The organism is Pseudomonas sp. HLS-6 (assembly GCF_002753995.1).
Classification (GTDB): Bacteria; Pseudomonadota; Gammaproteobacteria; order Pseudomonadales; family Pseudomonadaceae; genus Aquipseudomonas; species Aquipseudomonas defluvii.
The window spans coordinates 4,866,303-4,878,770 of the sequence record NZ_CP024478.1 but is presented as its reverse complement, the minus strand read 5'-3'; the positions used below and the strand labels follow the sequence as shown (position 1 = coordinate 4,878,770).

At 60.3% G+C, this 12,468-nt stretch carries 13 protein-coding genes and 1 tRNA gene; 7 read left to right on the top strand and 7 right to left on the bottom strand.

Annotated features, from left to right (window positions below):
* Positions 1–4 precede the first annotated feature (4 nt).
* The 6 genes from CS390_RS22985 to CS390_RS22960 all read left to right on the top strand — a co-directional run bounded on the left by CS390_RS22985 (position 5) and on the right by CS390_RS22960 (position 4,125).
* Positions 5–577 carry a hypothetical protein gene (locus CS390_RS22985; RefSeq protein ID WP_099776113.1) on the top strand — a complete coding sequence of 191 codons (573 nt, stop codon included), beginning with the start codon at positions 5–7 and terminating at the stop codon, positions 575–577.
* A complete protein-coding gene (locus CS390_RS22980) occupies positions 574–1,497 on the top strand; it encodes a hypothetical protein (RefSeq protein ID WP_099776111.1) in 924 nt (307 codons plus the stop codon). Before CS390_RS22985 ends, CS390_RS22980 begins: the two co-directional genes overlap by 4 nt.
* Positions 1,494–2,048, top strand: a complete 555-nt coding sequence (locus CS390_RS22975) for a DNA-binding protein (RefSeq protein ID WP_099776109.1) — start codon at positions 1,494–1,496, stop codon at positions 2,046–2,048. The genes CS390_RS22980 and CS390_RS22975 overlap by 4 nt, the downstream gene beginning before the upstream one ends.
* A complete protein-coding gene (locus CS390_RS22970) occupies positions 2,045–2,755 on the top strand; it encodes a hypothetical protein (protein ID WP_099776107.1) in 711 nt (236 codons plus the stop codon). Before CS390_RS22975 ends, CS390_RS22970 begins: the two co-directional genes overlap by 4 nt.
* On the top strand, positions 2,728–3,705 hold the full coding sequence (locus CS390_RS22965; RefSeq protein ID WP_099776106.1) for a hypothetical protein: 978 nt from the start codon (positions 2,728–2,730) through the stop codon (positions 3,703–3,705). Before CS390_RS22970 ends, CS390_RS22965 begins: the two co-directional genes overlap by 28 nt.
* A gap of 102 nt (positions 3,706–3,807) precedes the next feature.
* Positions 3,808–4,125: a hypothetical protein gene (locus tag CS390_RS22960; protein WP_099776104.1), complete on the top strand. Its 318-nt coding sequence runs from the start codon at positions 3,808–3,810 to the stop codon at positions 4,123–4,125.
* A 494-nt stretch (positions 4,126–4,619) separates the two neighbouring features.
* Here CS390_RS22960 and CS390_RS22955 read toward each other — a convergent pair whose 3' ends face one another.
* The 7 genes from CS390_RS22955 to CS390_RS22925 all read right to left on the bottom strand — a co-directional run bounded on the left by CS390_RS22955 (position 4,620) and on the right by CS390_RS22925 (position 10,250).
* The gene (locus CS390_RS22955; RefSeq protein ID WP_256587536.1) at positions 4,620–4,985 is read right to left on the bottom strand and encodes a hypothetical protein; all 366 of its coding nucleotides are present in this window, start codon (positions 4,983–4,985) and stop codon (positions 4,620–4,622) included.
* A gap of 615 nt (positions 4,986–5,600) precedes the next feature.
* Positions 5,601–5,676, bottom strand: a tRNA-Thr gene (locus CS390_RS22950).
* Between the two features lie 350 nt (positions 5,677–6,026).
* A complete protein-coding gene (locus CS390_RS22945) occupies positions 6,027–7,292 on the bottom strand; it encodes a methyltransferase (protein ID WP_099776102.1) in 1,266 nt (421 codons plus the stop codon).
* On the bottom strand, positions 7,273–7,962 hold the full coding sequence (locus CS390_RS22940; protein ID WP_065761804.1) for an ABC transporter permease: 690 nt from the start codon (positions 7,960–7,962) through the stop codon (positions 7,273–7,275). The genes CS390_RS22945 and CS390_RS22940 overlap by 20 nt, the downstream gene beginning before the upstream one ends.
* On the bottom strand, positions 7,959–8,654 hold the full coding sequence (locus CS390_RS22935) for an ABC transporter permease (RefSeq protein ID WP_099776100.1): 696 nt from the start codon (positions 8,652–8,654) through the stop codon (positions 7,959–7,961). Before CS390_RS22935 ends, CS390_RS22940 begins: the two co-directional genes overlap by 4 nt.
* A 56-nt stretch (positions 8,655–8,710) precedes the next feature.
* Positions 8,711–9,463 carry an ABC transporter substrate-binding protein gene (locus tag CS390_RS22930; RefSeq protein WP_065761806.1) on the bottom strand — a complete coding sequence of 251 codons (753 nt, stop codon included), beginning with the start codon at positions 9,461–9,463 and terminating at the stop codon, positions 8,711–8,713.
* 13 nt (positions 9,464–9,476) lie between these two features.
* Complete coding sequence (locus CS390_RS22925) at positions 9,477–10,250, bottom strand: ABC transporter ATP-binding protein (RefSeq protein WP_099776098.1); 774 nt, start codon at positions 10,248–10,250, stop codon at positions 9,477–9,479.
* Positions 10,251–10,850: 600 nt separating this feature from the next.
* Between CS390_RS22925 and gabP the strand changes: the two genes are divergently transcribed.
* The gene (gabP, locus tag CS390_RS22920) at positions 10,851–12,248 is read left to right on the top strand and encodes a GABA permease (protein ID WP_099776096.1); all 1,398 of its coding nucleotides are present in this window, start codon (positions 10,851–10,853) and stop codon (positions 12,246–12,248) included.
* The last annotated feature ends 220 nt before the right edge of the window (positions 12,249–12,468 follow it).

Below are 12,468 nucleotides of genomic sequence, written 5' to 3'. Positions count from 1 at the left end.
AAATATGCGCTATTACAGTCCATCTACTGGCTGCACCTATATCAAAGAAATCCATGGTCTCGAACTGCCTGATGATGCAGTGCCGATTCCAGAAGAACGGTATCTTTCTGTAATCGCCCATGCTGGCCCTGGTCAGATCCGCGGGCACGGTTTAGATGGGCTACCGACTCTATTAAACATACCGCAACCCAGTGAAGCCGAACGGAACGAGGGTATTCACAGGCAGCAGTACGCTGCAATCAACAGTGCCTGCAAAGCTGCCATAACAGCAGGCTTCACATCTGATGCACTAGGCACGTCCCACCACTACACCAGTCAGCTCGAAGATCAACTGAACCTGACAGGCGTCATTCTTGCGGGGCAGGACACCCTTTATGCCTGCCGCGATGAGTCAGGTGCTAAGGACTTCAGGCTGCACACTTTCGCCCAGATTCGCCAGGTCGGCGACGACTTCACCTTGTTCAAGCTGCAGCTGTTGCAGAAGGCCAACCAGCTCAAACAGCAACTGGACCAGGCGCTGGCCAGCGAAGAATTGGCCGCGCTCGAGGCGGTGACCTGGGAGGTTGTGCAGCCATGACCTGGGCACCGGTGACTATGCGTTGGCCAGAACAGGCCACCCAATGGATGGGCGAACTCTCGGCCGCCAAGGATCTGGCCGGCGTCGAGCTGGCCAGCACCGCGCTACGTCTGACCGGGCTCGATGGCTTGACCAGCACCAACCCGGGGCCAGTGGGTTTCGCTGCCCAAGGCGCGATTGCGGTCGGACGTGCGGCCTTGGCCGGGCAGATGGGCGAAGCACCTGCGTGTCTGGTGGTGACGCCATTTCAAAGCGGCATCGGCCAGGGGCGTGGCCATCAGCGCTTTTTGTCGGCACCCAACCTGCTGCAGCAGTTGGCGAGCAAATTAGTCGACGCCACCGACACCGGACGCCCGACCGGGCCACAGTACGTGCTGTCGGTGTTGTTCCTTTGCACGAATTACGACCAGTTGGCAAACACCCTGTCGCGCTTCAACGCCTTGCTGCCGATCCCTGACCTGGTGCGCACCGAGCGCCGGGCCGGGCACCTGTCGACACTGGAGACGGAAAAGTGGGAGATCCCAAGTTCTGGCCCGCTGCCGCGCTGGCAATCGCTACCGCTCGAGCGCTGCACTGTGGTCAAGGCCGCGAAGCAATCCATGTCCGGCCAACTGGCGCTGCTGGAGAGCTACGCAGCGGACAGCTCGCCGATGGGCGATCTCGCCGCGCTGGCCACGCGCAAGGCCGCGCAACAGCAAGGCCGCGATCAACAATTGAACGACCTCAAGGCGTTACTGGCCGGTGGCTCTGCCGACACCAGTATGCGCGCGCGGCTGATCGGTCCCGGCGACGTCAACGAGCTACGCCGATCGCTGCTCGAGGGCGAAGCCCCGGGCCACGAATGGGTGCTGTCCGCTGGCGTGCTGCTGGTCGGATCGCTGGAAGGGTTGAGCTTTGTTCGCGAATTGGTGGGCCTATGACCCTATTACTCGACGGCGAACAGGTTCTGGGCAAGAAGATGAAGATCACCGCCAACCTGCGGATCGAGAGCGATGACATGTCGGGGCAGACCAGCAGCACCGACAAGGGCCACAAGGGATTCAAACCCAAAACCCTGGCGGTGACGTTGATGATCCCCTTTGTCGACAAGGATCAGCTGCGCACGCTGATGCGCCTGGCGGAGTCCACGGCCAGTGGTGGCCAGCTCAAAAAGTACCGCATCGTCAACGACACCGCCGCCGCGTTCGGAATCCGCGAGGTCGAGTTCTCGGAAGGCGTCAGCGCCCGGGAGGACGACTCTCTGGCGGCTTGGCTGGTCCAATTCACCTTGTCCGAAAAACTCTCCAACCCCGAACGGGTAGAAAGTCGCCGTGCCGGTAACGGCGTGGCCAAGCAATCCGCACCAGGGCAAGCCGTGGCCGGCGATGGCACGGCCACTGGCGGGGACTCCAGCGGCAAAACCGAAGAGCTGTCGGGCTTTGAAGCCACGCTGAAGAAACTCGACAATTACCTGGGCGGCGCGACGACATGAGCATGAAGCTGCACAAGGTGCTGACCATCAACGGCACCGCATACCCGCTGATCAACGACGACGTGCGGCTTGATCTGAAAAGCCCCGGCCGTGCGACGTTCACCATCAAGGCCGACACCGCCTTGAAAGGCCTGGTGATGCTGGATGTCGGTTACAACGACAGCCCGTTGCAGCGCCATTTCATTGGTTACGTCGAGCGATCAACCACGTCCTCGAGCACGGAACAGGTGCTGTTCTGTCGCGAGCTGGCCGCGATACTGGCCAACCCGCTGCCGCTCAACTTGCGCCATGTGGACCTGCAGGCGGTGCTGGCCGAGGTCAGCACTAAAACCGGGCTGCGCTTCCGTGTTCCGGACAAGCCTTACGCCAAGGTCAAGGCGCCGTTCTTCTACAGTCTGGCCGCCGGGTATCAGGCGATGGACAGCCTGGCCACGGTGTTCAGCATTCCCGACTTCATGTGGCAACAGCAGGGCGATGGGGAAGTGTTTGTGGGCAGTTGGGCCGACAGCTTCTTCGGCACCCGCGAACCGCTGCAGCTGCCGGTCGAACTGTTCGACGGCTACCAGAGCAATCAAAGCGCAATGGTCGCGGCCCTTCCCGGTTTGCGTCCAGGTGCATCAATCAACCAAGGCGATCGGATCACCTCCGTGACACTCGCCGGCAACCAGATGGCCATCCGATGGAAGACGCAATTCGCCGCGCAGTAGATCGGCAATTCCCTGAACTGAGCGGCGGTTACCACCTGCCACGCTTTGGCCGTGTGGTCGCCGTCCCCGATGCGCCTGCAGCACCTGGTCTGTGCGATGACTTCCGGCCGCGCTTTGGCGTCGACGTTGAAGTGCTGCTGCCCGATGGCGAGCCGGATCCAGCACTGCCGGTCCTGACCAGCCTGCCGTTGCCGGTGCCGATGGGCGGGCAAGAGGCTGGCATGTTCGGCTTTCCGGAGGAGGGCACCACCGTGGTGGTCAGCTTCGCCTATGGCCTGCCCAGCAAACCCTTTATCACCCAGATCCTGCCGCACGGTCTGAGCCTGCCCCGGGTGCCGAAGGGCGACCAGGTCTGGCAGCACAGCGAGGCCTGCCAGCAGCGGGTCGACGCCGATGGCAACTGGCTGCGTCAAACGGACGGCAAGATCCGGGACAAGGCGATCGAGCGCGAAGTCGAAGCCCTGGACAACACCGAGAGCTTCCAGAATCACACCAGGACGGTAGACGATCATTCGACTGAGTCAGTGGGCGGCATTAAGACGATTGAGGCGCTGGGCGCGCTCAAACTGCTGTCGGGCGGATCCGCGAGCCTGGCGGCCGTGGACGACCTGCACCTGGCCACCGGTCGCGACCTGAACCTGGTGGTGGCTCAAAAGCACAACGCCACGGTGGGTGGCGACATGCAGGAGAAGATCCAGGGACTACGCAAGAGCGTGGCCGGGATCAGCCAACGTCTGCAGGCGCCGAAGACATGGGTGGGGTCCGAAGGGGTGAACGTACTGCGGGTGCTGTGTGATGCGCTCGATCTACTGCAGCAGATGAACACGCAATTGGCCGCACACACCCACGTACCAGGGCCAACACCGAGCCCGGCAGACGCTACGGCCTTTACCGCGAAAGCCACAATTGCCAGTCAGTTGGCTGCGAAGCTCAAACCAATCACGCTCTGATGTTGGAATTTTTCCCTTCGGCCCCATAGATAGGGTTGACCCAGTCGGCCCCTTCACGGGGCCGCTGTGCGTCTATAACCCATCCAAACAAAGGAGCCGCCAATGCTGACGCTTACAAACCAAAGAGACGAACTGCAAAGGATCGCCACATTCTTGCCGCAGATAGTCATGGCAACCATTGCCAAAGTAGAACTGGTCGACGGTCGAATCATCATAGGGGTTGTCCGGAACACAAGCGGAGGCACTCGAACCGAAAATCGTCGGTCTTACTACTACGGAGGCGCGACTCTGGAGACGCTCGACGGCAAAAGCGTGACTATTGACGTGCGCGAGGTCCAGGGCGTCGAGCGGGTCTGGGATGAGCAGAAGGACGCGTTCGAAAAGGCCGGGCTTATCACCATAGTTGACCTACAGGAATAGCTACATCGCTTAGCCATAGCCACCTTACTAAACCGCCTCGAGGCGGTTTTTTTAGATCATCGAAAACGCACAACAGATCCCGTTTCGCAAAAAGTTCTCGGCCAAGAAAAAAACATCTGAAAAAGCACTTATCCCCCTCCCGCCGACGGGCTTTTCGTCGCGAAATAGTGCAAACCAGCGGGGTAGTGCAAAGCAGGCTGCAGGCCAGGCCGTGTGCGGGCTCTGGCAGGCCATTGGCAATTGCACGCTGTGAAAGAAATTGAAAGGTTGTGCAACCGTGGGCGGCTCTCTGGCTACTGAGCCGATGAACGGGCGGCTTGGCTGGAGCCCAGGGATTACGCGGGGCCGTGTCGAAAAAATCCCTGTTTTCCGGGTTTTTCATTTTCGGACACGGTCAGTTTCATGCGCGCCGATCGCAACAGGTGCTGCGCTTGTATCGGGCTGGAGCTCCCGAACGGCAGGGGTTCAGCGTTCTGACGGCATTGCAGCGCGTTTCACTCCTGGTCTGGAGTCACCAGCCGAAGGTGTGGAAGGTCGCCCATGTTCTTCAGGCGATTGAATTCGTTGGTCACGATCGGGATAAGCAGGCGATCTAGGGCGTCTCGCAATCGTATGGCCTGGTCGTGCGTCAGGCGCTTAACGGATCCGGTGAGCCCGCTTGCACAGCAGACGTGATCGGGGTGGATGCCAATGTCGTCCATGGTGCCGTCGATGTACCCGCTCAGGTATTCCCGGCGCTTGAACAGGATCGAGCTCTCGGGCGCTTCTTGATAGTCCCAATGAACCTCCCAAGCCGCGCCTACCTTGATGATTTCGATGACGGGTACCGCTGCTCGGGACGATGGCTTGCGCATGCTCATTCTCTTGATCCATTCGCTTCGCTGGGCATTCTGAAGGATAGCTTCAGGGTGCCCCATGAAAGGTTTTTCATGCTGACCCTCAAAATCCTGTCAGATCATGGATATCTGTCAGGAAAACCTCTGGAGGCCGCGTATTTACTGGGTTTTCGATCTGACAACTGGGTTGGATGTTCGCGTCAGAACTGCCATGCAAAATAAAAAAGCCTTATAAATCAATTGCTTGAGAAACTGAAATCTGACACTGGTACTTTGTCAGGTTTTGACAGACCGCTGACACCTTTCTGACAGTACCTCAAAACGCTGTAAGCCTTGAGTTAGAAGGGTTAGACAATGGTAAGAATATTAATCTGACAAATCTGACAAGCTTTTGAGGGGTCAGCCCTAATTTTTTTCCGCTTCGCATAGGGGGCGTTTCGTATGACGCGCTCACACTGCAAGGGCTTCTAAAAACTCGGGCTATCACACCGCGACACTGCTACTGCTCACCCTTCCGCTATTGAGCTTTGGGCCTATCCGCTACGTGCCCACTGGCACTCGGTTCAGCGCTTGTTACGTCGCTTGTTACGTGTGAGGCAAAAACAAAGGGCCTGCATCGCTGCAAGCCCTTGTTTTGTATGGTGCCGGCACCAGGAATCGAACCCGGGACCTACTGATTACAAGTCAGTTGCTCTACCATCTGAGCTATACCGGCTTAGGGGCGCTATTATAGCCATCGGTTTGGTTATGTAAACCACTTCTGTAGCACTTATTGCGTAGGTTTTTTCCTTTCATTCTCTGCCGCCCGTTTTTGCCCTGCAACGGCGGCGGTTTTTGGCGGTTTTGGCGTGTGATCTGGCGGGGCTGAAAGCCTTATTCACAATCGCTATGTCACGTTACTGTCGCGTTCCTGTCCTTTAAAACAGTCGTTTGTGTTTGCGCAAATGGCTGTTTTTTCTCGCTTAAAATGTGTGACTAAAAAATGACCAGGCGCTGTTTTGACTTGGATCCAAGGCTTTTGAGGGGTTTTTGGGAAAACCATCAACAGAGTTATCCACAGGCTGTTCACTGCCGCTGGTTGCGTTCGGCCAGTAGCATCAGGTTGCGCGGGGTGAGGGCGTAGTCGCAGAACTGTCCGAGCTGCACGCGGTAGCCCTGGGCTTGCAGGTAGAGGGCGCGGTCGAGCACCAGCCACAGTTCCAACGGCCGCCGGAACAGGTTGCGCAGCAGTTCCAGGTTGCGCACTTCGGCCAGTCTTGCCTGGCCTGCGGCTTCCAGCGCATCCCAGTCGGGGTTGCCGTGCAGGGGCAGGTTTTTGAGGGCGGCGAGGTCGCGGCAGTAGTCGGCAAAGGGCTTGTCTAGCCAACTGCTGGGCAGTGACGGGGTGGGCAGGTAGGCGTCGATGCCGCGCTGTTGGCGTTGTAGCAGGTCGAAGCCGAGGCGGCGGGCCATGGACAGGTCGCGTTGGCGGCGTACCCGGGCGCCAGCGGTGACGGTTTCGCTCAGCGGCAGGCCGAGGTCGTCGAGGCTCAGTTGCAGCGCCGAGGCCTGGGCTGCACTCGACAGGGGTTGGTAGAGCGGGCCTTGGGTGCGGTTGTAGCAGCACGGGGCAATGGCCAGTTGGTTGCAGCCACGGGCGCTGGCCAGTTGTATCAAGCGTACGTGCAGGTCGCCGCAGGCATGCAGGGCCACAGGGGTGTGCTGTGGGCTGAGTTGCTGGTCGGTGTTGTCGGCCAGCACATCCTGCAGGCGGTGTTCGGCGTTCAGGCCGTGGTGTTGGCTAAGCGCTTGGCCGGCCTGTATCAGGGCTGGGTCGTATTCCAGGCAGGTCAGGTGCTGGTCGTTGTGCAGCAGGCGGCGGCCCAGGTGGCCTTTGCCGGCGCACCAGTCGAGCCAGTGGCGCGGGGTGTGGGTAAAGCCCAGGTGGCTGGCGAAGGCTTCGATCTGCTGCCATTTGCGCCCCGGCACGTCGACGTTCAGCCGCGGCGGGGCCGGGGTGATGGCGATTACGGGCAGTTCGCCGACCGCCGCCAGTTGCGCGGCCTGTGCCGCCAGCTGTGGATAAGGCGCCGGTGCGTCGAGTGTTTCCGGGTGGTTGTGGGCGGCCTCGGCGTCGCTCAGTGTGCGTTGGCGCAGCCACTGGGCCAGGGCCGGGTGCTCGGTTTCCCACGGCAGTTGGCGTTCGGTGAACGGGCGCGGGCGCCAGAGTGCCTGGTGTTGCAGCAGGAAGTGGTCAAGGGCCTGGAAGCGGCTGAGCAGGTGTGCGTCAGCCAGGGCAGCAGCGGGGCCGGAGGCGGCCCCGCTTGCCGGTTCAGCGGCCTTGGCAGGCATCGACTCGCAGCCAGCGTTCGAGCAGCTTGAAGCCGTTTACCAGCAGGAAGGAGATCAGCAGGTAGAACAGCCCGGCCGCGAAGAAGATCTCTACCGGCAGGTAGGTGCGGGCGATGATGGTGCGCGCCATGCCGGTGAGTTCCAGCAGGGTGACGGTACTGGCCAGGGCGCTGGCCTTGAGCATCAGGATCACTTCGTTGCTGTAGGCCGGCAGGCCGATCCGTGCGGCACGCGGCAGCATGATGTAGAACAGCGCCTTGGCCTTGGACATGCCCAGCGCCCGTGCCGCTTCGATCTCGCCCCGTGGGATGGCCTGCAGCGCACCGCGCAGGATCTCGGCGATGTAGGCGGCGGTGTGCAGGGTCATGGTCAGCACCGTACACCAGAACGGGTCACGCAGGTACGGCCACAGGGCGCTGCTGCGCACGGCGTCGAACTGGGCCAGGCCGTAGTAGACCAGGAACAGCTGCACCAGCAGCGGGGTGCCACGGAAGAAGAAGATGTAGCTGAAGGGTACGGCACGTACATACCAGTGCCGCGACGAGCGGGCGATACCCAGCGGGATGGCCAGGATCAGCCCGGCGATCACCGCGATGGCGACCAGTTCCAGGGTGAGCGTGGCGCCTTGGGCCAGGCGTGGCAGCCACTTGATGATGACTTCCCAGTTCATTGGTTGGCCCTCGCGAAGCCGCGTGCGGCGCGTTTTTCCATGAAGTGCATGCCGGTCATGGCGATGATGGTCAGGCCCAGGTAGATGAAGGCGGCAACCATATAGAAGGTGAATGGCTGTTTACTGACCGTCACGGCGATCTGCGAGTGACGCATGATTTCTTCCAGGCCGATTACCGAGACCAGCGCGGTGTCTTTCATCAGGATCATGAACAGGTTGCCCAGGCCGGGCAGGGCGATGCGCCACATCTGCGGCAGGATCAGTTTCGAGAAGATCCGACCCTTGGACAGGCCCAGGGCCAGGCCCGCTTCACGGTGGCCCTTGGGAATGGCCAGGATCGCACCACGGAAGACTTCCGTGGCATAGGCGCCGAAGCACAGGCCCAGGGCGATGACGCCAGCGGCGAAGGCGTTGAGCTCCAGGCTGGGGATGTTCAGGGCTTCGCCCAGCCGGTTCATCAGGCTGACGGTGCCGAAGTAGATCAACAGTACCCACAGCAGTTCAGGTACGCCACGTACCAGGGTGGAGTAGAAACCACCGAGCCATTGCAGGGGTTTGTACGGCGAGGTTTTGGCCAGGGCGCCGAGCAGGCCCAGGACCAGCCCCAGTGCCAGGGCACACAACGCCAGTTTGACGGTCATCAAGGTACCGGCAGCAAGTGCCGGGCCGAATCCGTAGAGGTCGATATTCATGGGCAGGTTTGTTCAAGGGACGGGCACCGCCGCCAGGGCGGTGCCGGTCGGGCGGATCAGTAGATACTGAACGGGAAGTACTTGTCGTTGATCTTCTTGTACGTGCCGTCGGCGATGATTTCTTTCAGCGCAGCATTCAGCTTCTCACGCAGTGGGTCGCCTTTACGCACGGCGATACCGACTTCGTCACTCTCGACCACCGGGTCGCCCTTGAACTCGTAGTTCTTGCCAGCGTCGGTTTTCAGCCAGTCATAGTTGACGTACTTGTCGGCGAGGATCGCGTCGACCCGGCCGGAGGTCAGGTCCAGGTAGGCGTTTTCCTGGGTGTCGTAGAGCTTGATGTCGACGTCGCTGCCGTAGTTGTCTTCCAGCCAGGTGCCGGCGAGGGTGGCGCGCTGGGTACCGATCACCTTGCCTTTGAGCGAGGCCTTGTCGGTTTTGAAGTCGACGTTTTTCGGGGCGATGAACTGCAGTTTGTTCGAGTAGTAGCGGTCGGTGAAGTCAACGGCCTGCTTGCGTTCGTCGGTGATCGACAGCGAGGAGATCAGGAAGTCGAACTTCTTGGCGTTCAGGGCCGGGATGATGCCGTCCCAGTCCGAGGTGACGACGTCGCATTCGACTTTCATCTTGGCGCACAGGGCGTCGCCGATGTCTTTGTCGAAGCCGACGACCTGGCCGCTGGCATCCTTGTTGTTGAACGGCGGGTAGGCCGCCTCGATGCCCATCTTCAGTTTTTCGGCAGCCATGGCATTGGCCGAAAACACCAGCGTGGCGGCAGCGGCCAGGAGGAATTTCTTATAGCTCTGCATGCGTGTTGCTCCGTTAGCGGTTGCTGGACATGAATTGTTTGCAGCGCGCCGAGTTCGGGTTTTCAAAAACCTGCTGCGGCGATCCTTGCTCTTCGATCAGGCCTTGGTGCAGGAAGATCACTTCGCTGGACACCTGGCGGGCAAAGCCCATTTCGTGAGTAACCAGTAGCATGGTTCGACCTTCTTCGGCCAGCGCACGGATCACGTTGAGCACTTCCTGGACCATTTCCGGGTCCAGTGCCGAGGTGGGCTCGTCAAACAGGATGACCTTCGGTTGCATGGCCAGAGTCCGGGCGATGGCGGCCCGCTGTTGTTGCCCGCCAGACAACTCGGCGGGGTAGGCGTGGCGCTTGTGGTGAATGCCGACCTTGTCCAGCAGTGCTTCGGCGGTCTCGATGGCTTCGGCCTTGCTCTGGCCCAGCACGCGACGGGGCGCCTCGATGATGTTGTCGAGGATGGTCATGTGCGGCCAGAGGTTGAAGTTCTGGAAGACGAAGCCGATCTCGCTGCGCAGGCGATTGATCTGCTTGTTGTCGGCGGCGACCAGCTCGCCGTTTTTCGCGGCCTTCAGGCGCAGCTCTTCACCCGCGACGAGGATTTGGCCTTGATGCGGGTTTTCCAGCAGGTTGATGCAGCGCAGCAGGGTGGACTTGCCTGAACCCGAAGACCCCAGAATCGAGATCACGTCGCCGTCGCGTGCGGTCAGCGAAATACCCTTGAGTATCTCCACGTCACCGTAGCGTTTGTGCAGGTTGCGGATTTCAAGCGCGGGCGTGGCCTGGGCCATGTGCGGTCCTCATGAGTTCTGATGCGCTCCTGCTGTTGTAGGCCTTCCTGGCTTGGCGCCACGCTAGCATAGCGTTCTGACGGCCGCCAACAGCGTCGGGCGGGGCAATCGGCTGGGGTGAGGGCAGGTGTCGCATCGTTGCAGCGGACTGTCGCGCCAATGTCCGCCTGCTCCCATTTCCAGGGCCGGAGCCTTGATGAAAAAAGGCGCGATGGTGCCAGTTTTGGCCGGTACTGGGAAGCCGTATTTAGTCCTGTGCCCTCTGGGCTGCCTGTGGGTTGCACTGCCGGGTTGCACTTTTATTGCGCAAAAAATGTGCAGGGGTGTTACCACCGGCCGATTTCGGTGCACCTGCATGTATGTGTAACTGAGTATTTCGGTAATCTGAGGTGCGATGCCCTTGAATAATGGCCTTTTGGCCAGCCTTTGGCCAAAAGGCCCGCAAGGCTCGTTGTAGAGGGTTGTGCTGAATGCGGAGCAACTGCTGAAAAAATTTGGCGCAGTTCTTGCTCAAGGCATGGGTAACAGGACGTATCAGTCTTTCTTTACGAAGGGTGTGATTCAGGATTAGAGCGCCCATTCCTCGCTATAGGTAGTGTTATGAGCGGTACGCACAATTCCAATGACCTCGCTCAGGGGCTCAAGCAACGGCATGTCACCATGCTGTCCATTGCGGGTGTAATCGGTGCCGGTTTGTTCGTCGGCTCTGGCCATGCCATCGCCGAAGCCGGCCCTGCCGTGCTGCTGGCCTATGCCGCTGCCGGTACGCTGGTGGTGTTGGTGATGCGCATGTTGGCCGAAATGGCCGTGGCGTCGCCGGATACCGGTTCTTTCTCCACCTACGCCGACAAGGCCATCGGCCACTGGGCCGGTTTCACCATCGGCTGGTTGTACTGGTGGTTCTGGGTGTTGGTGATCCCGTTGGAGGCCAACGCCGCCGCGACCATCCTGCACGCCTGGTTCCCTGATATTGCCATTTGGGCCTTTACCCTGATCATTACCCTGTTGCTGACCGCAACCAACCTGTTCAGCGTGAAGAACTACGGTGAGTTCGAGTTCTGGTTCGCTTTGATGAAGGTGGTGGCGATCATCGGCTTCATCATTCTCGGGCTGGCGGCGATCTTCGGTTTCATGCCGAACAGCCAGGTCAGCGGTGTCAGCCACCTGTTCGATACCCAGGGCTTCATGCCTAACGGGATGGGGGCGGTGCTGGCGGCCATGCTGACCACCATGTTCTCGTTCATGGGTACTGAGATTGTCACCATTGCAGCGGCCGAATCGAAAGACCCGTGCAAGCAGATCACCAAGGCGACCAACTCGGTCATCTGGCGGATTTGCCTGTTCTACCTCGTGTCGATATTTATCGTCGTGGCGCTGGTGCCGTGGAACCATGGCCCGCTGGCAGAAGTCGGTTCGTACCAGACGGTGCTGAACCTGATCGGCGTGCCGAATGCCAAGGTGATCGTCGACATCGTCGTGCTGATTGCAGTAACCAGTTGCCTGAACTCGGCGCTGTACACCTCCTCGCGCATGCTGTTCTCCCTCGGCAAGCGTGGTGACGCCCCGGCAATTGCCCAGCGCACCAACGCCAGCGGTACGCCGCACTGGGCGGTGCTGTTGTCGACTGCTGCCGCGTTCCTGGCCGTGTTCGCCAACTATGTCGCGCCGGCGGCGGTGTTCGAGTTCCTGCTGGCCAGCTCTGGCGCTATTGCGCTGCTGGTGTACCTGGTGATTGCCATCTCGCAACTGCGCATGCGTCGTCAGCGCATGGCCCGTGGTGAGAAGATCGTCTTCAAGATGTGGCTGTTCCCGGGCCTGACCTGGGCGACCATCCTGTTCATCGTTGGCATCCTGACGGTCATGCTGATTCGCCCGGACCATCGGGTGGAGATCATCGCGACTGGCCTGCTGACCATCGCCGTGGTCGCTGCGGGCCTGCTGACGGCGCGCAAGCACAAGGCCCTGGCCGCTGGGCGTGCCGCCGTACTGAACAACTGATACACGGCTGTTGAGCAAAAAGGCCGCTACCCGAATGGGAGCGGCCTTTTTGCTACTGTGGGAGCGGGTCTTGCCCGCGATGCAGGCACCGCGAACTCACTGACACCCCACTGACCCTATCGCGGGCAAGCCTGCATTCCACGGGTTTGGTAGGAGCGGGTCTTGCCCGCGATGCAGGCACCGCGAACTTACTGACACTCCACTGACCCTATCGCAGGCA